This window comes from Kitasatospora hibisci (assembly GCF_043950205.1).
Lineage (GTDB): Bacteria > Actinomycetota > Actinomycetes > Streptomycetales > Streptomycetaceae > Kitasatospora > Kitasatospora hibisci.
Genome location: NZ_CP171642.1, coordinates 3,919,476 through 3,940,834 on the forward strand (window position 1 = coordinate 3,919,476; position 21,359 = coordinate 3,940,834).

Below are 21,359 nucleotides of genomic sequence, written 5' to 3' on the forward strand. Positions count from 1 at the left end.
CTTGCCGGGCAGCGCCTAGAGCGCCGCGCGGATCCAGCCGTCGACCAGTCCGGTGAGGTCCTCGTCGGCCTGGCCGTGCTCCACCACGTGGGTGCGGATCACGTCGTGCCCGTCGCCGAACAGGCCGCCGCGCCGGTCCGCCTCCAGCACCACCTCGACCCGGTGCGGGGTGGTGACGAAACTGACCTCCAGCGAGTTGCAGGCGTGCGCGTACTGCGGCGCCGAGGAGAACTCGATCTCCTGGTAGAACGGCAGCGTCTGCCCGGTCCCGTGGATGTGGCCGGCCTCCAGGTCGGCCGAGCGGAAGTGGAAGCCGAGCTGCAGCAGGGTGTCCAGGACGCGGCGCTGCACCGGCAGCGACTCGACCTCCAGCGGGTCGGAGTCACCCTTGTCGAGCGCGCCCGCGATGTCCACCTCGGTCCGGACGCCGAGCTGCATGCCGTGCAGGCGCTGGCCGGCGATCGTGGTGACCGGCGTCTCCCAGGGCACCGGCACGGCGAACGGGATCGAGCGGTTCTCGCCGGGCGCCAGCACCAGCGGCTGGGCGACCGAGAAGCGGGCGAACGGGTACAGCCCGGTGCTCTCGCCCTCCTCGTGCTCGATCTCGACCCGGGCGACCAGCGTCAGCGTGATCCCCCGGATGTCCGCCTCGACCGTCCCGCCGGTCAGTTCGACCGTCCCGTGCAGGGTCCCGCCGGGCTGGACCACCGGCGTGGTCAGGACGGTGTCGACGCCGGGACCGCCGACGCCCAGGGCACCGAGCAGCTTCTTGAACACCATGCGGGCGCTCTCCTCGTAATTGGGGTGGACCGAAGTCGTCGGGAGGAACGCCAGGAGGGAGCCGGCGGTTCCCGAGCTGTTCAGCGGCGGTTGTAGGATGACCGGGCAATCAGTTGTAGGATGACCGACGACCCGCCCAGGGCCGACCGACCGCACCGAGGGGAGCCCCGCCATGAGCGTGCCCGGCCACAGCCAGGACACCTTGCAGGCCGCCGGCCGGCGCTCCCTGGTGGACACCGCCATCGACGCGCTGCGCGAGCAGCTCGCCGCCGGCGCCTGGCCGGTCGGCGCCCGGATCCCCACCGAGCACGAGCTGGCCGAGCGGCTGCAGGTCGGGCGGAACACCGTGCGGGAGGCGATCCGGGTACTGGTGCACGCCGGGATGCTGGTCTCCCGCCAGGGCGAGGGCACCTTCGTGCGCAGCACCAGCGACCCGGCCGCCGTCCTGCGGGGCGTGCAGCGTTCCGGGGTGCGGGACGTCCTGGAGGTCCGCGCGGCGCTGGAGGCCGAGGGCGCCCGGCTCGCCGCACTGCGGCACACCCCCGAGGACATCGTCCGGATGCGGGCCGCGCTGGCCCGCGAGGCCGAGGTGATCGCGGCGCACCCCGAGCGGGGCGGCCGCGAGGCCACCGTCGAACACGACCTGGAGTTCCACACCGCCGTCGTCGAGGCCGCGCACAACCCGGCGCTGGCCGAGGTCTACCGGTACTTCGGTGCCTCGGTGCGCGAGTCGATGCGGACGGCCTTCGGCGACCACGAGATGCCCGAGGTGGTCGTGGCCACCCACGAGGCGCTGGTGGACGCGATCGAGAGCGGCGACCCGGACCGTGCGGAGGCCGCCTGTCGGGCGCTGCTCGCCGAGCCGATCGCGGCCGTCGAGCAGCTCATCGCGGCCATCGCGGCGCGGAAGTGACCGGGCCCACGCCCCCTTCCCCCGCCCGCACCCCCTGAGTTCACGAAAGAGCAGCACGTCCCATGGCCGTCACCCGTGCCCACCAGCCGGTCGCCACCCCGCCCGCACTCCCCGTCCGCACCCGGCTGGCGCACCCCGCCCTGCTGCTGACCGGCATCCTGCTGGTCGCCCTCAACATGCGCGCCTGCCTCGCGGCGATCTCGCCGATGGTCGGGGAGATCCAGCGCACCTTCGGCCTCTCCGCCACCGCGAGCGGTCTGATCACCACCGTGCCGGTACTCTTCCAGGGCGTCGGCGCCCCGCTCACCCCCCGGCTGACCCGGCGGTTCGGCACCGAGCGGGTGGTGCTCGGCGCGGTGCTGGTGCTCGGCGCCGGCGTGCTGCTGCGGGTGCTGCCCTCGGTGGCGGCGCTGTACGCGGGGTGCGTGGTGATCGGGGTGGCCATCGCGGTGCTGAACGTGTCGATGCCGGGCCTGGTCAAGCGCGAGTTCCCGGGCCGGGCGGCGGCCATGACCGGCGTCTACTCGACCACCATGCTGGTCGGCGCGACGCTCGCGGCCGGGACGTCGGTGCCGCTGGAGCACGTGCTCGGCGGCGGCTGGCAGGCCTCGCTCGGCGCCTGGTCGCTGCTGGCGCTGGTCGCCGCGGTGGCCTGGCTGCCGCAGGTGCTGCGCTCCCGGCAGGGCCGGACGACGGCGCCGACCGCGTCCGCCCCCGCCGCCGCGGCGACGGCCCGGCCGGTCGCGGGGATCTGGCGCTCGCCGCTGGCCTGGCAGATCAGCCTCTTCATGGGCATCTCGTCGCTGCTGGTCTACACCCTGGTGGCGTGGATGCCGACCATCCTGGCCGACCACGGGATGGACCGTGGCGAGGCCGGCCTGGTCTTCGCCTTCTCCAACCTCGTCCAGGTGGCCGGTGCCTTCCTGGTGCCGCTGATGGCCGGACGGATGACCGGCCAGCGGGCGCTGGCCGTGGTGATGGCCGCGCTGAACGGCCTCGGCATCGCCGTGCTGCTGGCCGCCCCGGTGTCGGGCGCCTGGGTGGCGGCCGCCGTCCTCGGTGTCGCCCAGGGCGGTTCGCTGGGCCTCGGCCTCGCCTTCATCGTGCTGCGCACCGACAGCGCCGCGGGTGCCGCCCGGCTGGGCGGCATGTCGCAGGCGGTCGGCTACCTGGTGGCCGCGGCCGGGCCGGTCGGTGCCGGTGCACTGCACCAGCTGACCGGCGGCTGGACCACTCCGCTGGTGCTGATGCTGGTTCTGGTCGCCGTCGTCGGCACGGCCGGCTGGGGCGCGGGCCGCAACCGGACGCTCTGAGCCGAGGCCGGCGCCGCGCCCCCGGGGCGGGCTAGGACTCCTCGGCGGCCAGGGTGAGCCCGGCCAGCTTCACCGAGGCCAGCACCGTCGCCCCGGCCGTCACCGCGAGCAGCAGCGGGACGGCCGCGCCGAGCGCGACGTACGTGGTGATCGCGCCGTCCGCGGCCACCGTCCCGGCCACCGAGAGGCCCCACTGCTGGACGCTCAGCGTCCGGGCGCCGTTGACGAAGTTGCCGACCAGCGCCTCCCAGACCAGCGCGTACCCCAGACCCGCCACCACCGCGTGCCGGGTGGCCACCCCGAGCAGCAGGAAGAGCGCGCTGTACGCGGCCCCGGCCAGCAGGACGGCCACGGTGTAGCCGAGCGCCAGGCCGTCCTCCGTCCCGTAGAGCATCAGGCCGCTGAGCAGGGTCGGGATCGCCGCGAGCACCCAGGTGGTGGCGACGGCGACGGCCAGCTTGGTGGTGACGATCTTCCACCGGGGCAGCGGCTTCGCCAGCAGGTAGACGATCGAGCCGTCGTCGATCTCGGTGGCGATGGCGCCGGTGCCGACGACCAGGCCGAGGATCGGCAGCAGGGTGCCCAGGCCCAGCTGGCCGAGGATCTTGACGGTCAGGTCGTGCTTGTCCCCGCTGGAGCCGCTCGCGATCGCCGAGACGAGCAGCAGCAGGGCGGGCACCACCAGCAGCAGGATGCCGCGGCGGCGGCCCAGCAGGCCGCGCAGCGTCAGCCTGGCGACGGTCGGGTTCATGATGGGTCGGCCTTCCTGGGTCCGGTTCCGGGGTGGGTGCCGCGGGTGCTGGGTGCGAGCGCCGGGTGCGGGGTGCGGGGTGCGGGGTGCTGGATCGTCGCTTCGGGTGCCGGACGGGGTCTACGCGGAGACGAGGTAGGAGAACACGCTCTCCAGCGACTCGTCCGCCGGTGCGACGGTGAACAGCCGGATGCCGGCCTCCCGGGCGACCTTCGGCAGCAGGGTGGTGAAGCCCTGGAAGTCGACGGCCTGGATGCTCAGCCCCTGCTCCTGCCGGTCCAGCGCGATGCCGGCCGTCGACGGGTCGGCGATCAGCGCCGCCGCCAGCCTGCGGTCGTCGCTGGAACGGACCAGGTAGCGGTGCGGCCGGTCGGTCATCAGCCGGCGGATCCGGCGGAAGTCGCCCGAGGCGGCGTGCCGGCCGGCCACCACGACCTCGATGTGCCGGGCCAGCTGCTCGACCTCCTCCAGGATGTGCGAGGAGAAGAGCACCGTCCGGCCGTCGGCACCGAACCGGCGCAGCAGCTCCATCAGCTGCAGCCGCTGGCGCGGGTCCATGCCGTTGAACGGCTCGTCGAGCAGCAGCACCGCCGGTTCGTGGACCAGCGCGGAGGCCATCTTGACCCGCTGCTTCATGCCCTTGGAGTAGGTGCCGGTCCGCCGCTCCTGGGCGTACTCCATCTCGACCAGGGCCAGCGCCCGCCGGGCCGCGGCGCCCGGGTCGGCCAGGCCGTGCAGTTCGGCGTTGGCGAGCACGAACTCCCAGCCGGTCAGGTAGTCGTACATCGACTCCCGCTCGGGGACCAGGCCGATCTGCCGGTACACCTCCTGGTTACGCCAGATCGGCGCGCCGTCCAGGGTGACCGCGCCGGTGGAGGGCGCGAGGAAGCCGCTCATCATGTGGATGAGGGTGGACTTCCCGGCGCCGTTCGGCCCCAGCAGGCCGGTGATGCCCGGCCCGATCGCCATGCTGACGTCGTTGACGGCGACCACGTTCCCGAACCAGCGGGAGACCTTGTCGATGGTGATGGTGGCCATGACGCCCTCTCAGATCCTGCGGTGGGTCGGTGGTGGGTCAGATGTTGCGGTAGCGGCGCAGCAGCAGCGCGTAGGAGCCGGTCACCATCGCGACCGCGGTGGCGGCGAAGACGACCGCGCCGAGGGCGCCTGGCGCGTGCAGCCGGAGGCCGGCGGACCCGGCGTCGAACAGCTGGTTGGCCAGGCTCTCCACCAGTGCGTCGGGCGACAGCAGCGCCACCCACTGGGCGGAGTCCGGGACGGTCGACGAGGGTCCGGTGGCGATGCCGACGACGATCCCCACCACCGCCGTGCTGACCGCCAGCCAGCCCATGATCGCGGCCACCCCGAAGCCACGGCGCGGTGTGGCCGCGGCGATCACCAGCGCGACCGAGGTCGGCACCAGGGCGTAGAGCACGGCCGTCAGCAGGCCGTACAGGAAGTGCGCGGTCTGGTGACCGAAGCTCATCCCGCCGAGCAGCGCGCCGACGTAGAGCACCAGCAGCGGCGCGGTCATCAGCAGCAGCTGGGCGCAGACCATGGCGGCGAACTTGGCCCGCACGTAGTCGGCCCGGGTGATCGGGCGGGAGAAGTACAGCGGGACGGTCTGGTGGCGGAGGTCCCGGGAGAGCAGGACGGGCGCCTGTGCGGCGAGGAAGATCGAGACCACCAGGTCGAGGTCGGCGAGGTAGTTCGGGTAGTCCGTCGGCAGGTCGTCGGCCTGCTGGACGACGGCGATCGCCACCAGCAGCACGGCGGGCACGGTGACCGCGCCGAGCACCAGCATCGGCAGCACCTTGGACTTCGCGGAGCGTCCGAGCCCGTACGCGGCGCGCAGGCTCTGCACGAAGAGCGAGCGGGCGGCGTACGACCGGCCGAGCCGGGGGCCGGTGTAGCCGCGGTAGCCGATGTCGTGGATGACGCCGGTGTCGGCCGATCCGGTCTCAGGAGACGGCGGCATCTGCGGTACCTCCCTGCGGTGTGGCGGTGCTGTCCGCCCCGGTGTCGGTGAACAGTTCGGCGACCCGGTGGCGGCGCTGCTCCAGCCGGACCAGCCCGAGGCCGAGATCGGCGACCGCGTCGCGGATGGCGTCGTACGTCCCGTCGCCGGCCAGCCGGACGAGCAGGAGCCGCGGGCCGTCGGTCTCGACCGCCAGGCCGGCGGCGGCCAGCCGCTCGCGCACGGCGGTGCTCGCGTCGGCGGACCGGCCGTCACCCCGGCCGTCGGGGAAGTCCGTCACCTCGACGGCCAGGGTGGCGGTCGCCCCGGTGAAGGAGGCGGTGGAGGAGGACCGCAGCAGCCGGCCGCCGTCGATCACCACGAGGTGGTCGCAGGTCCGCTCCAGCTCGCCGAGCAGGTGGGTGGTGACCAGCACCGAGATGCCGAAGTCGGTGTACACCCGGCGGATCAGCGCCAGCATGTCGTCCCGGCCGACCGGGTCCAGCCCGTTGGTGGGCTCGTCCAGCAGCACCAGCTTGGGGTCGTGGACCAGCGCCTGGGCCAGCTTGACCCGCTGCTTCATGCCGGTCGAGTACCCGCCCATCGGCCGGTACCGCTCCTCGTAGAGCCCGACGTGCCGCAGCGTGTCGGCGGTCCGCTCGCGGGCGGCCGCCGCCGGCAGCCCGGACATCCGGGCCATGTGGACCACGAACTCGGTCGCCGAGACGTCCGGCGGCAGGCAGTCGTGCTCGGGCATGTAGCCGACCTGTTCGCGGATCCGCGGCCCCTCGGTGGCGACGTCCAGCCCGAGGACCTGCCCGCTGCCCGAGGTGGCCGGGGCCAGCCCCAGCAGGATCTTGATGAGTGTGGACTTGCCCGCGCCGTTCGCACCGACCAGGCCGACCACCCCGGGCCGCACCTCAACGGTGAGCCGGTCGAGGGCGGTGACCCGGGGGAACCTCTTGGTGAGGCCGTCCGTCTTGATGACAGTGGACACGTCCACAAACGTAGTGCGGGTCCCCTGCGCGGGCCATGAGCTGGAATGACGACCCGCACTGGTGCTGCGGTATGACACCGGGCCGGCGGTCCCCTAGGGGGCGACGGGAACGGCATCCCCTCGCCCCCTTGCCGACCGGCCGGACACGCCGGTGCGGCCTCGGCCGGAGCGTGTCCGGCCGCGCCCCGGGCCGGCGGCCGCGCCGTCCGCCCGGGGCCGGGCCCGGCGGACGTCAGGCCAGCAGGTCGGACTGGAGGGTGACGACCTGGCGGAAGGCGGCCGTGGGGACGCCCCCGGGATTGGTCATGGTGACGACGCCGAGGACGTCGCCGGCCGACAGGTAGGCCACCCGGCCGGTGGGGCCGGCCACGGCGACGCCGGCCGGGGTCTCCCGGGTGGCGAGGTCGACGCCGGAGACGATGTCCCAGCCCTGGACGGAGCCGACCCGCAGCCCCGGGACGTCCTTCGGATCGGCGTTGGCGCGCAGGTCGGCGAAGACGTCCCAGGCCTCGGCGGAGGAGCCGAAGCCGAGCAGCCGGATCTGGGTGCGGGTGCCGTCGGCCGCGGTCCACTCGCGGACGGTGGCCCTGCGGCAGGCGTCCTGCAGCAGCAGGATGCGCAGCTTGCCGGCCTCCTTCTGCTCGTCGGCGATCGCGTCGCAGGGCACCCACTCCGCAACCGGGGCGGTCTCGGCGCCGGTGGCGGACGGGGAGCCTGCCGGGCTGCCGCTCGGGTTCGCCGAAGCGTTCGCGGAGGGCGTCCCCGACGGGCTCGTCGAGGGGGCGCCGGAGGCGCTCGGATCGGCCGACGCCGGGGCGGTCGGCGACGGGGCGGTCGGCGACGGGAAGACCACCGGGGCCAGCGAACCGCCCGCCTCCTTGGGCGCGGGCAGGAGCAGGAACCGGAGGTCGGCGGCGTGCCGGCTCCTGCTGTCGCGCGGCGCCGCCTTGTCCGAGGGCAGCGGCGGCAGGACCAGTGCCGGGAAGGTGTAGCGGCCGTCGTTCTCGGTGGCCAGGCCGGGCAGGTCGGTGCGGTCCGGCGCGGTGACGCCCAGCGCGGCGCCCGTACCGGCCAGGCCGAACACCAGGACGGCCGCGCTCCAGCGCACCGCCGCCCGGCGCCGGCGGGTCCGGCGGGCCGCGAGCTCCTCGGGGCTCGGCGGAGGGACCAGCGGCGGGAGTGCCGTGGTGTCCGGGGAGCCCCAGGGGTTGTGCTCGGGCGCCACCGGGGCGCCGGCGGGCAGGACCCGGGGGGTCGGCGGGGCGAGCGGCGGCGCCGGGGCGGCCGGTGCCTCGGTGGGGGCGGCCGCGGCGTCGTGCGGGGTGGCGTGGTCGGTCATGCGGACGCTCCCGGGCTGGCGAGGCGGTCGAGCTGCTGGGTGAAAAGGGTGACGATCCTGTCCTTGGGAAGCGGCGCCACGCCCTCGGCGTTCATGATCACGAGGAGGTCGCCCTCGGCAGCCGAGCACTCCAGGTAGTCGATCGGCGCGGACGGCGGAGCCGGCATCAGGTAGCAGTGCGCCTCCGGGTGCCCGGGGATCGTCGGGCCGACGCGGAAGAGGCCGGTGTCGCCCGTGAAGACGGCGGTGTACTCGTTCTGCTTCTGCACCTCCTGCTGGTTGAACTGACGCAGCTTCATCCCGACGACCAGGTCGTCGCCCTCGGCCTTGTAGGTGCGCACGCCGGTGGCCTTGACGTGCAGGCCCTCCCAGTACTGCCGGAGCTTGTCCCGCTTGTCCTTGGGGATCTGCTGGAGCCCGTCGTCCAGCTCGGCGGAGAGCAGGTCGGCGCCCAGCTCGACGTCGTTGCCGTAGCCGCCCTCGTCCGGGCCGAGCGCGTAGCCGACCGGCACGGGCAGCAGCAGGTCGCGCAGCGAGCCGAAGTGGTTGCCGTTGGACCTGGCGCCGTAGGGCGTCGCGCCGACCGTCGGCGCGGGTGCGGCCGCCGGCGCCGTGGCGGTGGCGGGTGCGGGGTCGTCGTACCGGGTCTTGATGACGCCGACGCCGATCACCACGCCGACCAGCGCGGCCACGACGACCGCGCCGGTGGCCCGGACGAGCCGGCGGCCGGAGGCGGCCGGAACGGCAGCGGGTGCGGCGGGTGCGGCGGGTGCGGCGGGGAACGGCTCGGCGGCCAGCGCCGCGGCGACAGGGGCCGGTGCGGCGTCGACGGCCGGGGTCGGCTCCGGGGAGGCCGCCCCGGTCACGGTGCTGTCGGTCATACCAGCCGCTCCCACTGCTGCTCGGCGATGCCCTTCACGACATCGGGGTTCACCGGCTCCGTGCCGAAGACCTTGATCTCCATCACCACGGTGCCGCGCTGCGCGTGCGCCGTCCCGAGGTAGTACTTCTCGGTGGTCTCGGCCCAGTACGAGGCCTCGGAGTCGACGTGGTAGCCGCCGTTGGCGTCGTCCGCGAACGGCTTGAGGTTGTAGCCGGTGGCCCGGGACTTCGCCTCGGCGGCACGGTCGGCCGAGAACTGGATCAGCGAGACCCGGACCTTCAGACCGTCCTGCTTCCAGTCGACCTCGACGGCCCGCCGGAAGTCCTTGGCGTTCAGGGTTTTGAAGACCTCCGCCGACCGGCCGCTGCGCTCGGCGAGTTCGCCGACCGTGATCCAGGTCGGGGTGTCCGGGTAGTCGGCCCACGGGGTGGCGCCGGCCGGGGCCGACACCAGCAGCTTCCGCAGGTCGCCGTCGACGGCGAGCGGCTTCGGCGCCGCCGCCGCGGCCGCACGCGGGTCCACCACGGCGGCCGGGTAGGACGGCAGGGCGACCTGGATCGGCGGCAGCGGCGTCGGCGGGCGACCGGCCTGGATCGCGTAGCCGACGGCACCGCCGGCCACGGTCCCGAGCAGCAGCCCGGAGACCAGCAGCAGCACCGGCCGCGGCCGGGCGGGCCGGCTCGTGGGCAGCGGGTCGGCGGCCGGCGGGAAGACGGGCGTCCCGGCGGGGGCGGGCACGGCGACGGGCGCGGGCACGGCCGGCGCGGGCGCGGCCGGCTCCACGGGCTCGGGCGGCACGACGGGCGCGGCCTGCGTGGGCGCGCCGACGACCGACGGCTCCACGGATTCGGTGGTCACGGAATGGCTCCAGGAGGCAGGAAGGATGACGTGGGGCGGGACGGCGGCGGGCTCAGCCGCCGTTGGACAGCCACTCGCGCTGGCGCTTCATCAGTTCGCTCAGCAGGGCCTTGTCCGGGGTGCCCTTCACGTCGACGTCGATCGTGTACTGCACGTCGCCCTGGCTGGAGATGCCGGCCATCGAGCCGGTGTAGGCCTGCTGCTTGGGTTTGTCCAGGTAGCCGTGCGCGGCGGGGTCCCCGTCGATGTCGATCGGGTCCAGCTTCATGGTGTGGTTCTTGGCGAAGTCGCTCGCCCCGCCGGTCGTGGCGAACCGCATCAGGGTGACGGTGACCTCGGCCTTGCCGTCGGCGGTGCGGTACGTCCGGGTCGCGGCGTCCTTGTAGCCGTAGCTACCGAGGATCCGCATGATGCCGTCCTGGTTGCCGAAGACGTCGGCCACCGCTTCGTCGTCCATCGTCATGCCGTCGACCGGCCCGTACGACTCGCCGCCGTCCGGGATCGGGAGCAGGAAGTAGCGCAGGTCGCCGTCGTGCTTGCCGCCCTTGACGGTGCCCTTGACCGTGCTGGTCGGCTTGGGCTCGGGGGCGGGCGGGGCCGTGGTCGGCGCGGCGCTCGGCGCCGCCGGGGCGGAGGCCGGGGCGGACGCGCTCGGGCCCGACGTGGCGCTGGTCGGAGCCGCGACCGGTGCGGCGACCGCGGCGGGCCGGGGATCGGGCTTGCCGACGGCCACGGTGACGACGGCGCTGGTCACGGTGACGGCGAGCAGGCCCGTGGTGGCGAGGGCGACGCCGACCGCACGCGGCAGCCTGCGCGGCGGCGCGGCGGTCACGGCCGGCGCAGCGGGCGCGGCGTGCTCGGCGGGCACGGGCGGCGCGACCGACTCGGCGGTAACGGCCTTGACGGCCTGGGTCTCTGACGCCTCCGCCGTCGCCGGATCGGCGGCAGGCGGAACGTTTTCGGGCGCGGACAAGGAACTCCCCCGGAGGCATGTGGAATGTCGCGCGCGGGCCCCTCGCGGGCCACCCCCCGTGGCTCCTCGGGCCGACCGTCACGCGTCTCAGCTGGAATTATGAGAGCCGGTCCGCACCACTGCCAACAAAATCAATCACCGCACTCCGCCACAATGATCGACCAATCGGACACACCGTGATCGAACCGCAATGGGCGGATCGGCACCCAGGCCGACCCGCCCCGTTCCGTGTTCTCCCACGGTCGCTCACGACCGCTCGGACCGCCCCACCGGCCGGGGCGCGGACGGCCGCGCGCTCCGGTGGCCGGGCGCCCCCTACGCCCCTGCGCAGATCAGGAATGGGCGCGCTCGGTCAGCTCGACGACCTTGCCGGAGGAGTCGATCGCGACCTTGTAGTCCCCGCCCGAGCAGGGGTAGAAGCCCTTGCTGCCGGTCGGGTCGGCGAGGCACTCGCTGATGTGCTTCACCAGGTCGGCGAGGTTGACGTCCTTCGACGGGACCATCACGGAGTTGAGGTGGCCCTTGACGGTGGGCGCGAACGGCGCGGTCTTGTCGGCGCCGGTCGGCTCGAAGACCACGTCGTTGACGCCGCAGGCGGTCTTGGTGTCCTTGTAGACCAGCGTGGTGGCGCTGGTCCCCTTCACGGGGTAGATCCACTTCTGCCCGGCGGGCAGCGGCGCGGCGTCGCAGAAACCCTCCGGCTCGTCGCTCGCGCCGGCCGGGGGCATGCCCGTCCCGCCGGGCCTGGCGGTGCCCGTCGTACCCGGCTTGCCCGTCGGCCCGGCACCGGTCGCGGCACCGGTCGGCGCGGCCGTGGCCGGGGTCGCGACCGCGGGTTTGCCGGCGCCGCCGCCGGCCTGGTCCGAGGAGTTGTCGGGACCGCAGGCGGTCAGCGCGGCCAGTGCGGCGGTGGCGGCCAGTCCGGCGCCGAACGTTCTCCGGAGAGCAGGCATGACGAAGGAACCCCCGTTGGTGACGCATGATCAGATGGTGAGGTGCGCGGTCAGACTAGCGCCTGCCGCAGACACCCCTCCCGGGCCCGGCCCCGCTCAGCCCAGCTGCGCCAGGCCCTCGGTGACGATCCGCTCGAAGACCGCGACGTCGCTGGCGAAGACCGAGTCCGGCACCGGCCAGTGGATCACCAGCTCGGTGACACCCAGCTCCCGGTACGTGCCGGCCCAGTCGACGAAGGCGTCCAGCGACGCCAGCGGCTTCTCCGCGGTCGAGCCCTGGAGCAGCACCTTCTCCAGCGTCGCCACGTCCCGGCCGGTCGCCTCGCAGGCGGCCGTCAGCTTCTCGATCTGGCCCTTGATCACCGAGGGCGCCTGCTCGACCGGGACGTCCGCGGGCCCCTTCGGGTCGCCGTACGTCACCCAGCCCTGCCCGTACTCGGCGGCCAGCTTCAGCCCGCGTGGGCCGGTCGCGGCCACGTAGAACGGCACGCGCGGCGTCTGCACGCAGCCGGGGATGTTCCGCGCCTCGACTGCCGAGTAGTAGGTGCCGGTCTCGGTGGTCGCGTCCTGCCGCAGCAGCTTGTCCAGCAGCGGCAGGAACTCCCCGAACCGGTCGGCCCGCTCCCTGGGCGACCACGCCTCCTGGCCCATCGCCGTCGCGTCGAAGCCCGCCCCACCGGCTCCGATCCCCACGGTCAGCCGCCCGCCCGACACGTCGTCGACGGAGACCAGTTCCTTCGCGAGCGTCACCGGGTGGCGGAAGTTCGGCGACGTAACGAGGGTCCCGAGACGGATCCGCTCGGTCGCCGTCGCGGCCGCCGTCAGCGTCGGGACTGCCCCGAACCACGGCTCGTCGCGGAACGACCGCCACGACAGGTGGTCATAGGTGTACGCGGCATGGAAGCCGAGGTCCTCGGCCCGCCGCCAGATCTTCTGCCCCTCGCTCCACCGGTGGATGGGGAGGATCACCGTGCTCAGTCGCATACTGCCGACCTTACGCGTGCACACCGGAGAGTGAGTGTTTCGGCAACCCGCAGGGGCGGCACGCGCGCTACCGCTAGCGTGGCGCCATGAGTGCACTGGGCAGGGCCGAACTTGACGCCCTGATCGATGAGGCCACCGTCGATGCCTACGGCGAGGACGAGCAGCTGACGGGCCTGTTCACCATGATCGAAGAGCACCTCACGGTGCCGTTCGCTACGACGGTCCTCGGGATCGAGGTGACCGTGCGCGGTGTCGACCTCTCCGAGGACGGCCGGATCGTCGCGGTGTGCTCTCGCGGCGCCGCTCGACAGAAGATCGGCATTCTGGAGCTGCCGATGCCGACGCCTGCCCCGGACGGCGCCGAGTGGGTCGAGGCCTACCGCCGCTGGGCCGGCTGAGGCCGAGCAGCTTGCGCATCACTTCGAGACCGGCTTGCGCAGAGGGGCAGAACGTGGCGATCACAGCGCACGAAACGGATCACGGCACCGATGACCGTTCACTCGTTGAACTCATCGAGCACTGCGCCGAGTTGAAGGGCGATCTGGTCGCGTTCGCGCAGAGCTCGCGCTTCGACCGGTGGCTGACACCGCTCCTGCTGGAAGCTGCCGGACCTGAGCGGCGGCTGGATGAGGCCGAGGCGATCCGGATCATCGACCACTTCGTCCTGCGGTACCGTCTTCCGGACGGTGCGACCGTGCTGGACCGTTTCGTCGCCGGGCGGCGGGACTTGAATGAGGCCGACCGGCAGGTGCTGCTCGGCTGGCGCGATCCGGTTGAGGGCATCTTCGAGATCCGGCGGAAAGAGGGTGCTGCCGTCGTCCTGCTGAACCTGGTGGACGACTTGGAGTACCGCGTGTATTCGAACGTCGGGCCGGCGGCCTTCCGTGGAGTGTCGAAGGGGGGATTCCTCCTCACCTGTCTGGTGCCACTGCTCACGGCCGACGGACCGTGGCTGATCTCCGGGGCGATGGAGCACTACCCCAAGTCCAGCGCCACCGCGGTCGCCCAGGCAGCGGTCCAACTGGCGGCCGGCCGGCCCGAGCTGGTCTTCCGCAATCCCGAGAAGATCGAGCAGGGCTGGCAGCAGATGCGGGAGGACCGGGCCGCCTTCGTCGAGTTCTGCGGCGGCGACGAACTGGTCCTTCCCCCGGCCGAAGCCGCGGACCTGCTCAACTCCTACTACCGGCACCGACAGCAGGCCACCGTCGCCGCACACCCCGACCGCGCACGAGGCAGGCGGCTGCCTGGGCTGGACTTCCCGGCCTTCCAACTGCCTCACGACCTCGCGGACTCGGACACCATCGGCGTCATCTACGACGAAGTCGACGGAATGAACTTCTACGCGGACTACGGGATGCTGCGGGACCTGTTCGCCGACCCGGCCCTCGCCGGCCGCCGGCAGTACCAAGATCTGCTGCGCACCTACCTGCGCGAGGACTCGATCGCGCCCCTGCCGATTCGCCGCCTAGCCGCCGCCCACCCGGAGACTGTCGACGCGGTGTTCCGGAAGCTGTTGCGGAAACCCGGGTTCACCTGGGCCGAGCACGGCGAGGAACTGCTGCGTCGACGCAAGCCCTGGTACTACGCGCACGAGCCCCGCCCGGGCGTCTCCGTGATCGGCGAGCGCCTCGGCGAACTTGCCGCCGGCGGACGGCAGCGGCAGCTCACGAAAGCGCGACGTCTGCCGCGTCAGGCCAAGCGTCTGTAACGACGAACGGTGACTTTTGCTGATCAGTAGCGGCCCATGTGCGGCATGGCCTTCTCCGCCAGCTCGATGATCGCCTGTGCCTTTGGCAGATCTTCCGTGACCTCCTCGGCGGTGATCGGCGGAGCCTCGGCAGATCGGTACTCGCTCTCGTTCCGACGGACACGCATCCGGCTGAACGGGCGCAGGATGCTTCCGAGCGGTGGGTCCAGCTGTGCCTTCACCGTCTCGTAGACCGCGACGTGGCCGCCCCTGCTCGTGGCGCGAAGCCCCTGATTCACCAGCACCGCCGCGAGCGCCTTGCGCGCCGCGTCGTAGGCAAGGCTGTAAGCGCCGACCGGGTCGATGTCGAGCATTGAGTGGTGTGCATCGTGAAGGTGCAGGTCACGGGCCTGGTGTGATTCCGTGGCGGGATGCTCGTGCTGGTCGCGGGCGGCAGTCTGTCGGGTAGATCGTCTGGCAGGGAGGTCTTCGCGGGTTCTGGTCTGTTCCCGTCCGCGATGCTCGTACGCTCCCGGGCATGGTGGACCCCGAGGTGCTGGAACGGATCGCCGCGCGCCGCGCGGAACTGGACGGACTGGAAGAAGGGCTGGTCAAGCAGCTGGACCGGGTGCGGGCCGAGCGGGACGAACTCGCGGTCACCGAGCGGGTCCTGGCACGGATGGGCGAGCGGATCGCCGAGGAGCGGGCTGCCGCCGCGCCGACGTCGGCGCAGGTCGGCGGGCGTGCGGTGCTGCTTGTCCCGCACCGGAGCGACGGCGTGAACGAGGCCGCGCTTCCCGGTGACTACCGCCGGATTCTGTCGATCGTGCGGGCTGCCGGCGGTCCGGTGCAGGTGCGGGCGGTGGGCGAGGAGCTGGGCCTTCAGGTGGAGGTGCGCGGGAAGCTGGAGCCGCTGCGGGCGAAGCTGGTCAAACTCGCTGACCGCGGCTGGCTGCACAAACGCGGCGACGGGAAGTTCACCGCACGCCTGTAGCCGCGCCGGATGCAGGCACCCGTGAGGCGTAACCAGCGGGCCCTCGACGGCGGTTGAGTTTGGTGTGAAGAAAGACAACGGTCTCGCCGAGGGCCCTGACGGTCTTGTCTACACCGCCCGCCTGCCGCTGTCGAGCGCCACCTTGAACTGGCTCGCCGACCTGATACGCGGCCACTGCAAGAAGATCGGCTCCAGGTGGCGGGCCCTGCCCGCGGGAAGGATCGCCGGGATCGTGCTGGCGGTGCTGCGCTGTGACCAGCGGCCCGGCGACCTGGCCGGCGGGAACGGGGTGCATCGCACCACCGTCACCCGGTGGGTGCGGGAGGTCGTCGGACTGTTGGCCGCCCGTGCCCCGCGCCTGGACCGGGCGTTGAAGAAGATCGCCCGATCGGGTGGCGGGGTGGTGCTGCTGGACGGCTCCCTGATACGCACCCGCCGCCGCACCGGGACCGCGAACCGGAAGAACTACTCCGGCAAGCACAAGTGCCACGGCCTGCTCGTGATCGCACTCACCGACGACCGGGGTCGACTCGTGTGGATCTCCGCGGTCCGGCCCGGACGCACCTCGGAGATCACCGCCTGCCGCCACGACAAACTCACCGCTCATCTGCGCGCGGCCGGCCTCGGCGCGATCGCCGACCTGGGTTTCGTCGGCCTCGACGACAGCGCCCCGGACACCGACCCGGCGGTGATCACCGGCTACAAGGCCGCCCGCAACCGACCCCTGACCAGGGGGCAGAAGCTGTCCAACAAGGCGTTGGCCGCGGTCCGGGCCCCGGTCGAGCACGGCTTCGCGCACCTGAAGAACTGGCGCGTGCTCGGCAAGGTCCGCACCGACCCGAAGTGGGCGACCGCGCTGGTGCGGGCCCTGCTGGTCCTGACGAACCGGGAAGTCGCCCGCTGACCGACGATCTTCGCCGAAGTCATCCGCCCATGACCAGCGCGAGCACGCCGACATCGACGCACACCAGGCCTGTGACCTGCACCTTCACGATGCACACCACTCATTGACTTCCGCTCCCCGCCCTAAAGGGCGGGGATTCCTACCACGGTCGTCTGACCGTCTCGGTGGGTTCCTGCTTCTTCGCGCTGTGCGGGGACGGGTCCCCGGCTTACCCGCGCTCGACAGGCTGACACCGCCAGTCCGGCGGCCGTGGCTATGTTGACGGCGGCGTTGACGTCCCGGTCCAGCCAGACGCCGCACGCCTGGCACTGCCAGACGCGGATGTTCAGCGGCTTGGGGCCGTCCTTGACGCCGCAGTGGGAGCACACCTGGGAGGTCGGCTCGAAGCGGCCGATCTTGATCAGGTTCCGGCCGTACTTCGCGGCCTTGTACTCCAGCATGGTGACGAACGCCGACCATCCGGCGTCGTGCACGGACTTGGCGAGCCGTGTGCGGGCGAGTCCCTTGACCGCCAGGTCTTCCACCGCGATTGCTTGGTTCTCGCGAATCAGTCCGGTGGAGACCTGGTGGTGGAACTCGCGCCGGGCGTCGGCCACCCGTGCGTGGTTGCGAGCGACCTTGTGACGGGCCTTCTCGCGGTTCTTGCTGCCCTTGGCCTTACGGGACAGGGCTTGCTGTGCGCGTTTGAGCTTCTTCTCTGCGCGCCGGAGGAACTTCGGGGCGTCGATCTTCCGCCCGTCCGAGAGGACGGCGAAGTGTCCGAGGCCGAGATCGAGACCGGTGACCGGTTCGGTCTCGGGAAGGATCTCGGGGTCCGTCTCGACAACGAAGCTGGCGAAGTACCGGCCTGCGCTGTCCTTGATCACCGTCACCGAGGATGGCACGGACGGCAAGGCGCGGGACCACTTCACCCGCACGTCGCCGATCTTCGGCAGCGATAGGTCGCCGCCCGGTGTGATCTTCCATCGGGCGTTCGCGGTGAAGCGGATCGCCTGCCGGGTGTCCTTGCGGGACTTGAACCGGGGCGGTCCCATCTTCGGGCGCATGCCCTTGAGGCCGTCGAAGAAGTTCCGGTAGGCGGTGTCCAGGTCCCGGAGGGACTGTTGCAGCACCACGGCGGACACCTCGCCGAGCCATGCCCGTTCGGGGGTGTTCTTCGCGGCCGTGAGCTGCTTGGACAGCTCGCCGGACGGGATGAACGGCAGCCCGGCGGCGCGGGCGGTCTCACGTGCCCGGAGGGCATCATTGAAGGCCACCCGTGCACACCCGAACGCCCTGGCCAGCGCGGAACGCTGAGGCCCGTTCGGGTACACGCGGAAGCTGTACCTGAGCTGCACGGTCAGCACCGTACCATTTTGGTTTATGGCTGAGTATCAGAACATCCGCACTGGTCGGCACTGCGCTTTCGCCCTGCATGCGCACTTGGTTTTCGTGACGAAGTACCGTCACAAGGTGTTCGCCGAGCGGCATCTGACCCGGCTCGAAGAGATCATGCGGGACGTGTGCGCCGACTTCGAGGTGGAGTTGGTCGAGTTCAACGGCGAGAACAACCACGTCCACCTGCTGGTGAACTTCCCGCCGAAGGTCGCCCTGTCCAAGCTGGTCAACTCGCTCAAAGGCGTCAGCTCGCGCCGGCTGCGGCAGGAGTACCCCGAGCTGGTCAAGCACTACTGGCGGGCACAGCGTCTGTGGTCCGGTTCGTACTTCGCCGGATCAGTCGACGGCGCGCCGCTGTCGATAGTCCGGCAGTACATCGAGCAGCAGAACCGTCCGGCTTGACGGTCTGCGGTGGGCACCGTCCACAGTGCGGGAGGGTGCCCACCGCACAGGTCAGAGCAGGGTTCAGAATCGCTTCACCACCGGGCTGAAGCCCGGTGCACTGCGATTAGTCCAGGTAGCTTCGCGGAGGCCAAGTGCTGTCGAGCCTGGGCGAGTTCCGCCTCCGCATGCTCTGCTGAGGCCGGCACCTTCTCGACTTCCCGACGTTGGATCAGGTCGTCAACGACGGCTCGGCCCTGCTCCCAGCGACTCAATCGCCGTTCTCCTCGTGTACTTGCAGGCGGACCAGCGGTCGCTCACGGACCGAGGTCAGGAATGGTTCGTTACTCGGCGATGCCCATGCCTCCGGAGTGACCCGGTGGACATTGACGTCCCTGTGCAACTCCCGAGAGGCCCGCTCGGCGAGGTCGAAGAGCTCGTCAGGATCGGGGCGTCCAATGACCAAGACGTCGATGTCCGCCGGGATCGGTCCCGGCACCCCGCTGTGACGGGCGGCCCAGGAGCCGTAGATATACGCCTCATCGATGCCGCCAAGGTCGGACAGGAGCGCAGTCAAGCGAGGCATCGGCCCGTACGTCACCAGCAGCAGGTCACACAGCGGCCTGTACACGACTGTGTCGGTCCGAGCTGTGATTACTCGGGTTCGTCCCACCCGCTCCTCCGAGAGGATCTCCGCGCCGACCAGCCGGTCCGCCTCTCGAAGGACGGCTGTATGCGAGGCCGTCAGCTCCCTGGCAAGGTCCGTCAGCGTCCAACTGCGATCCGGGTGCAGCAGCACGAGTGCCAGCAGGTCCCCCTGCAGTTGTGACCGGAAGAGCGGGAGGAGCGAGGGTGCAGACATCTTCATCAAGCGCACAATATCATGCGCGTAATGCAGATGTTCGTCTTCGCTGCTGCGCCGCCTCAGGTCAGGCTGCGATAGGTGAACGAGGCTTGACCGACGCCACCAGCGTGCCCAGCCGGATCCGCTCGGTTGCCGTCGCGGCGGCGGTGAGCGTGGGAATCGCCCCGAACCACGGCTCGCCCCGGAAGCTCCGCCAGCTCAGGTGGTCGTAGGTGTAGGCGGCGTGGAAGCCGAGTTCCTCGGCCCGCCGCCAGATCTTCTGCCCCTCGCCCCACTGGTGGATGGGGAGGATCACCGTACTCAGTCGCATGCCCTCGACCCTACGGGAGCCCCGTCCGCCGCTTCATGAATGCAAGGCGAGGAAAACGCTTGGCGATCACACATGGTGTAATACACTTTCCCCATGGACTCTTCCCGCCCTGGCAAGACCAGAGTCACCAGCATCTCCCTGCGCGCGGAGACCCTGGAGGCGATCCGCGCACGCGCTGGAAAGCAGGGCGTCTCCTCGTACATCGAAGAAGCCGTCCAGAGGCAGCTCCAGCGCGAGGCCATCGACGATTACATTGCGGCCGCCGAAGTCGAGCAGGGGCCGGTCGACCCGGCAGAGGTGGCAGCCAAGGCCGAGCGCATCCGCGCGCACCATGCGGCTCACCGTGGAGATGGCACGCCGGCGGACGCCGCGTGAGCGGCACCCTCGTTCTCGACAGCGAGGCGCTCTCCAAGCTCTCCCGTCGGCACCGGGACATGACCGTATGGCTGGACGTTGCCCGCACACTCGATCTTCTGGTGGTGACAAGTGCGGCCACACTGGTGGAGGCACGCGATCCCAAGGTGCCCCAGGCGGCGTTCGATCACGCCGTCTCCCTGACCAAGGTGCGGCCCATCACGGAGGAGATCGCCCGCGCCGCCAGCAAGTTGCTGGTGGCCGAAGGGCTGCACGGGCACAAGTACGCCATCGACGCGATGCTCGCGGCCACAGCCCACCTGGAACACGGTGACGTGACCGTCGTGACGAGCGATCTCGATGATCTGCGCCGGCTATGCCATCCACGCATCGCTGTCGAGCAGATCTGACTCGTCTCCCCTGCAGCCTGGCTCGCAGGTCAGGCTGCGATGGGTGAACGAGGCTTGACCGACGTCACCAGCGTGCCCAGCCGGATCCGCTCGGTTGCCGTCGCGGCGGCGGTAAGCGTCGGGACCGACCCGAACCACGGCTCGTCCCGGAACGACCGCCACGACAGGTGGTCATAGGTGTACGCGGCATGGAAGCCGAGCTCCTCGGCCGCCGCCAGATCTTCTGTCCCTCGCTCCACCGGTGGATGGGGAGGATCACCGCGGGGGTGGGTCAGGGGTTGCGGGCCTTCCGGGCTGCGACGGTGTTCTCGAAGGCGGTGATCCTCCGGTCCGGGAGCGCGTCCGGGGCCTGCTCGTCGGGATTCAACGCCGCAGCCAGCTCAGCAGGGTCGCCGCCGTGAACACCGCGCCCGACGCCAGACAGACCGCGCGCGGGGACAGCCATCCGGGGCCCTCCGGGGGCCGGGTCTGCGGGACCGGAGCCAGCAGCGCTTCCGCGAAGGCCTGGGCGGTCGGCGGTCGGTCCGCCGGCTCGACGGACATCGCGGTCCGTAGCAGCAGGGCGACGTTCGGCGGGAGCTCCGCCCCGGCCGGGAGCGCCGGCAGCGTCGAGGCGTTCGGCTGGTCGGTCATCAGGGCTGTGGCGCGTCCGCCCGGGCCGAACGGCTTCTGCCCGGTCAGCAGCTCGTAGGCCACGACGGCCAACGCGTACACGTCGGCCCTCCCGTCGAACCCGCCGGTCTGGAAGGCCTGTTCCGGTGCCATGTACGCGGGCGTGCCCGTGGTCACCGTCAGCCCGGATGCGTCGGCCAGCTGCTTCGCGCTGCCCAGATCCGCCACCAGCACCGCGGTGGGCGCAGGGCCGGTGGCGAGCAGCAGGTTGGACGGCTTGACGTCGCGGTGCACCACACCCGCCTCGTGCAGGACCTGGACCGCGTAGCCCGCCTCCGCGGCCAGCCGCAGCGCCTCCTGCTGGTCGCACTGCCCGACCCGGTCCGCCAGGGTGCCGCCGCGTACGTAGTCCATGACGAAGTAGGGCCGGTCCTCCTGCACCCCGACGTCGTGCACCCGGACCACCCGCGGGCTGGCGATCCGGCGCAGCAGCCTCGCCTCCGCCAGGAACCGCTCGCGCACATCGGCGTTGGCGGCCCAGTTCTCGGCCAGCACCTTCACCGCGACCTCGGTGTCGAGCTCCGGATCGTAGGCCTTCCAGACCGTCGCGAAGGAGCCGGCTCCGAGCCGCTCCATGAGGAGGTAACGACCGAGCTTGCGCATGTGGCAGCATTCTGCCGGAGTCGGGGGAAGTGTGGAACTCCCCTTCGACGGGTGGGATGCCGAGCAGGGCGAAACGGGGGGATCCGGGTGTTCGAGGAAGG

General features: G+C 71.7%; 24 protein-coding genes and 2 pseudogenes. 9 read left to right on the plus strand and 17 right to left on the minus strand.

The annotated features are described in order from the left end of the window. Window positions 1–15: 15 nt before the first annotated feature. A complete protein-coding gene (locus ACF9IK_RS16840; protein WP_395295014.1) occupies window positions 16–780 on the minus strand; it encodes a sporulation protein in 765 nt (254 codons plus the stop codon). A 172-nt stretch (window positions 781–952) separates the two neighbouring features. On the opposite strand from ACF9IK_RS16840, the gene ACF9IK_RS16845 reads away from it, so the two are divergent. Then, window positions 953–1,693: a FadR/GntR family transcriptional regulator gene (locus ACF9IK_RS16845; protein WP_395295015.1), complete on the plus strand. Its 741-nt coding sequence runs from the start codon at window positions 953–955 to the stop codon at window positions 1,691–1,693. A 62-nt stretch (window positions 1,694–1,755) separates the two neighbouring features. After that, window positions 1,756–3,006 carry a CynX/NimT family MFS transporter gene (locus ACF9IK_RS16850; RefSeq protein ID WP_395295016.1) on the plus strand — a complete coding sequence of 417 codons (1,251 nt, stop codon included), beginning with the start codon at window positions 1,756–1,758 and terminating at the stop codon, window positions 3,004–3,006. Between the two features lie 31 nt (window positions 3,007–3,037). Here the strand turns inward: ACF9IK_RS16850 and ACF9IK_RS16855 are convergent, their stop codons facing one another. The 10 genes from ACF9IK_RS16855 to ACF9IK_RS16900 all read right to left on the minus strand — a co-directional run bounded on the left by ACF9IK_RS16855 (window position 3,038) and on the right by ACF9IK_RS16900 (window position 12,701). Next, the gene (locus ACF9IK_RS16855; protein WP_395298599.1) at window positions 3,038–3,760 is read right to left on the minus strand and encodes an ABC transporter permease; all 723 of its coding nucleotides are present in this window, start codon (window positions 3,758–3,760) and stop codon (window positions 3,038–3,040) included. A gap of 117 nt (window positions 3,761–3,877) precedes the next feature. After that, complete coding sequence (locus ACF9IK_RS16860; RefSeq protein WP_395295017.1) at window positions 3,878–4,795, minus strand: ABC transporter ATP-binding protein; 918 nt, start codon at window positions 4,793–4,795, stop codon at window positions 3,878–3,880. A 37-nt stretch (window positions 4,796–4,832) separates the two neighbouring features. Then, window positions 4,833–5,735 carry an ABC transporter permease gene (locus tag ACF9IK_RS16865; RefSeq protein WP_395295018.1) on the minus strand — a complete coding sequence of 301 codons (903 nt, stop codon included), beginning with the start codon at window positions 5,733–5,735 and terminating at the stop codon, window positions 4,833–4,835. After that, window positions 5,719–6,711, minus strand: coding sequence for an ABC transporter ATP-binding protein (locus tag ACF9IK_RS16870; protein ID WP_395295019.1), 993 nt, complete (start codon window positions 6,709–6,711; stop codon window positions 5,719–5,721). Before ACF9IK_RS16870 ends, ACF9IK_RS16865 begins: the two co-directional genes overlap by 17 nt. 232 nt (window positions 6,712–6,943) lie before the next feature. Next, window positions 6,944–8,050 carry a hypothetical protein gene (locus tag ACF9IK_RS16875; RefSeq protein WP_395295020.1) on the minus strand — a complete coding sequence of 369 codons (1,107 nt, stop codon included), beginning with the start codon at window positions 8,048–8,050 and terminating at the stop codon, window positions 6,944–6,946. After that, window positions 8,047–8,931: a hypothetical protein gene (locus tag ACF9IK_RS16880; RefSeq protein ID WP_395295021.1), complete on the minus strand. Its 885-nt coding sequence runs from the start codon at window positions 8,929–8,931 to the stop codon at window positions 8,047–8,049. Before ACF9IK_RS16880 ends, ACF9IK_RS16875 begins: the two co-directional genes overlap by 4 nt. Further along, window positions 8,928–9,791 (minus strand): hypothetical protein, encoded by an 864-nt coding sequence (locus ACF9IK_RS16885; protein WP_395295022.1) that lies wholly within the window; start codon window positions 9,789–9,791, stop codon window positions 8,928–8,930. Before ACF9IK_RS16885 ends, ACF9IK_RS16880 begins: the two co-directional genes overlap by 4 nt. Window positions 9,792–9,843: 52 nt before the next feature. Beyond that, window positions 9,844–10,764 (minus strand): hypothetical protein, encoded by a 921-nt coding sequence (locus tag ACF9IK_RS16890; RefSeq protein ID WP_395295023.1) that lies wholly within the window; start codon window positions 10,762–10,764, stop codon window positions 9,844–9,846. 332 nt (window positions 10,765–11,096) lie between these two features. Beyond that, window positions 11,097–11,717, minus strand: coding sequence for a hypothetical protein (locus ACF9IK_RS16895; protein ID WP_395295024.1), 621 nt, complete (start codon window positions 11,715–11,717; stop codon window positions 11,097–11,099). A gap of 96 nt (window positions 11,718–11,813) precedes the next feature. Continuing rightward, window positions 11,814–12,701, minus strand: a complete 888-nt coding sequence (locus ACF9IK_RS16900; protein ID WP_395295025.1) for an LLM class flavin-dependent oxidoreductase — start codon at window positions 12,699–12,701, stop codon at window positions 11,814–11,816. 86 nt (window positions 12,702–12,787) lie between these two features. On the opposite strand from ACF9IK_RS16900, the gene ACF9IK_RS16905 reads away from it, so the two are divergent. Both ACF9IK_RS16905 and ACF9IK_RS16910 read left to right on the plus strand, forming a co-directional pair. Beyond that, entirely contained in the window at window positions 12,788–13,099 is a 312-nt protein-coding gene (locus ACF9IK_RS16905; protein ID WP_395295026.1) for a hypothetical protein, read from the plus strand. A 53-nt stretch (window positions 13,100–13,152) separates the two neighbouring features. Next, window positions 13,153–14,409 (plus strand): hypothetical protein, encoded by a 1,257-nt coding sequence (locus ACF9IK_RS16910; protein WP_395295027.1) that lies wholly within the window; start codon window positions 13,153–13,155, stop codon window positions 14,407–14,409. Window positions 14,410–14,432: 23 nt separating this feature from the next. Here ACF9IK_RS16910 and ACF9IK_RS16915 read toward each other — a convergent pair whose 3' ends face one another. Further along, entirely contained in the window at window positions 14,433–14,762 is a 330-nt protein-coding gene (locus tag ACF9IK_RS16915; RefSeq protein WP_395295028.1) for a HEPN domain-containing protein, read from the minus strand. 164 nt (window positions 14,763–14,926) lie between these two features. On the opposite strand from ACF9IK_RS16915, the gene ACF9IK_RS16920 reads away from it, so the two are divergent. Both ACF9IK_RS16920 and ACF9IK_RS16925 read left to right on the plus strand, forming a co-directional pair. Further along, window positions 14,927–15,382, plus strand: a complete 456-nt coding sequence (locus tag ACF9IK_RS16920) for a hypothetical protein (RefSeq protein WP_395292868.1) — start codon at window positions 14,927–14,929, stop codon at window positions 15,380–15,382. 64 nt (window positions 15,383–15,446) lie between these two features. Continuing rightward, entirely contained in the window at window positions 15,447–16,286 is an 840-nt protein-coding gene (locus ACF9IK_RS16925) for a transposase family protein (protein WP_395292869.1), read from the plus strand. Between the two features lie 122 nt (window positions 16,287–16,408). Here ACF9IK_RS16925 and ACF9IK_RS16930 read toward each other — a convergent pair whose 3' ends face one another. Beyond that, window positions 16,409–17,623, minus strand: a complete 1,215-nt coding sequence (locus tag ACF9IK_RS16930) for an RNA-guided endonuclease InsQ/TnpB family protein (protein ID WP_395298428.1) — start codon at window positions 17,621–17,623, stop codon at window positions 16,409–16,411. Between the two features lie 25 nt (window positions 17,624–17,648). On the opposite strand from ACF9IK_RS16930, the gene tnpA reads away from it, so the two are divergent. Continuing rightward, a complete protein-coding gene (tnpA, locus tag ACF9IK_RS16935; RefSeq protein WP_395292353.1) occupies window positions 17,649–18,065 on the plus strand; it encodes an IS200/IS605 family transposase in 417 nt (138 codons plus the stop codon). Window positions 18,066–18,315: 250 nt separating this feature from the next. Here tnpA and ACF9IK_RS16940 read toward each other — a convergent pair whose 3' ends face one another. Together ACF9IK_RS16940 and ACF9IK_RS16945 are read right to left on the minus strand one after the other, a co-directional pair. Then, complete coding sequence (locus tag ACF9IK_RS16940; RefSeq protein ID WP_395295029.1) at window positions 18,316–18,912, minus strand: nucleotidyltransferase domain-containing protein; 597 nt, start codon at window positions 18,910–18,912, stop codon at window positions 18,316–18,318. Between the two features lie 70 nt (window positions 18,913–18,982). Then, window positions 18,983–19,219, minus strand: a pseudogene (locus tag ACF9IK_RS16945) (LLM class flavin-dependent oxidoreductase); the annotation flags it as partial. Window positions 19,220–19,312: 93 nt separating this feature from the next. On the opposite strand from ACF9IK_RS16945, the gene ACF9IK_RS16950 reads away from it, so the two are divergent. Together ACF9IK_RS16950 and ACF9IK_RS16955 are read left to right on the plus strand one after the other, a co-directional pair. Further along, window positions 19,313–19,594, plus strand: a complete 282-nt coding sequence (locus ACF9IK_RS16950) for a hypothetical protein (RefSeq protein WP_395295030.1) — start codon at window positions 19,313–19,315, stop codon at window positions 19,592–19,594. After that, a complete protein-coding gene (locus ACF9IK_RS16955) occupies window positions 19,591–19,983 on the plus strand; it encodes a type II toxin-antitoxin system VapC family toxin (RefSeq protein WP_395295031.1) in 393 nt (130 codons plus the stop codon). The genes ACF9IK_RS16950 and ACF9IK_RS16955 overlap by 4 nt, the downstream gene beginning before the upstream one ends. A 38-nt stretch (window positions 19,984–20,021) precedes the next feature. On the opposite strand, the pseudogene ACF9IK_RS16960 reads toward ACF9IK_RS16955, so the two are convergent. After that, window positions 20,022–20,242, minus strand: a pseudogene (locus ACF9IK_RS16960) (LLM class flavin-dependent oxidoreductase); the annotation flags it as partial. Between the two features lie 104 nt (window positions 20,243–20,346). Next, a complete protein-coding gene (locus tag ACF9IK_RS16965; RefSeq protein WP_395295032.1) occupies window positions 20,347–21,258 on the minus strand; it encodes a serine/threonine-protein kinase in 912 nt (303 codons plus the stop codon). Between the last annotated feature and the right edge of the window lie 101 nt (window positions 21,259–21,359).

What these genes read in the sequence shown, in the direction of transcription:
- ACF9IK_RS16840 (WP_395295014.1), bottom strand. Translation starts at nt 780, where the DNA reads ATGGTGTTCAAGAAGCTGCTCGGTGCCCTGGGCGTCGGCGGTCCCGGC.
- ACF9IK_RS16845 (WP_395295015.1), top strand. Translation starts at nt 953, where the DNA reads ATGAGCGTGCCCGGCCACAGCCAGGACACCTTGCAGGCCGCCGGCCGG.
- ACF9IK_RS16850 (WP_395295016.1), top strand. Translation starts at nt 1,756, where the DNA reads ATGGCCGTCACCCGTGCCCACCAGCCGGTCGCCACCCCGCCCGCACTC.
- ACF9IK_RS16860 (WP_395295017.1), bottom strand. Translation starts at nt 4,795, where the DNA reads ATGGCCACCATCACCATCGACAAGGTCTCCCGCTGGTTCGGGAACGTG.
- ACF9IK_RS16865 (WP_395295018.1), bottom strand. Translation starts at nt 5,735, where the DNA reads ATGCCGCCGTCTCCTGAGACCGGATCGGCCGACACCGGCGTCATCCAC.
- ACF9IK_RS16875 (WP_395295020.1), bottom strand. Translation starts at nt 8,050, where the DNA reads ATGACCGACCACGCCACCCCGCACGACGCCGCGGCCGCCCCCACCGAG.
- ACF9IK_RS16880 (WP_395295021.1), bottom strand. Translation starts at nt 8,931, where the DNA reads ATGACCGACAGCACCGTGACCGGGGCGGCCTCCCCGGAGCCGACCCCG.
- ACF9IK_RS16895 (WP_395295024.1), bottom strand. Translation starts at nt 11,717, where the DNA reads ATGCCTGCTCTCCGGAGAACGTTCGGCGCCGGACTGGCCGCCACCGCC.
- ACF9IK_RS16900 (WP_395295025.1), bottom strand. Translation starts at nt 12,701, where the DNA reads ATGCGACTGAGCACGGTGATCCTCCCCATCCACCGGTGGAGCGAGGGG.
- ACF9IK_RS16905 (WP_395295026.1), top strand. Translation starts at nt 12,788, where the DNA reads ATGAGTGCACTGGGCAGGGCCGAACTTGACGCCCTGATCGATGAGGCC.
- ACF9IK_RS16915 (WP_395295028.1), bottom strand. Translation starts at nt 14,762, where the DNA reads ATGCTCGACATCGACCCGGTCGGCGCTTACAGCCTTGCCTACGACGCG.
- ACF9IK_RS16920 (WP_395292868.1), top strand. Translation starts at nt 14,927, where the DNA reads ATGGTGGACCCCGAGGTGCTGGAACGGATCGCCGCGCGCCGCGCGGAA.
- tnpA (WP_395292353.1), top strand. Translation starts at nt 17,649, where the DNA reads ATGGCTGAGTATCAGAACATCCGCACTGGTCGGCACTGCGCTTTCGCC.
- ACF9IK_RS16940 (WP_395295029.1), bottom strand. Translation starts at nt 18,912, where the DNA reads ATGAAGATGTCTGCACCCTCGCTCCTCCCGCTCTTCCGGTCACAACTG.
- ACF9IK_RS16950 (WP_395295030.1), top strand. Translation starts at nt 19,313, where the DNA reads ATGGACTCTTCCCGCCCTGGCAAGACCAGAGTCACCAGCATCTCCCTG.
- ACF9IK_RS16965 (WP_395295032.1), bottom strand. Translation starts at nt 21,258, where the DNA reads ATGCGCAAGCTCGGTCGTTACCTCCTCATGGAGCGGCTCGGAGCCGGC.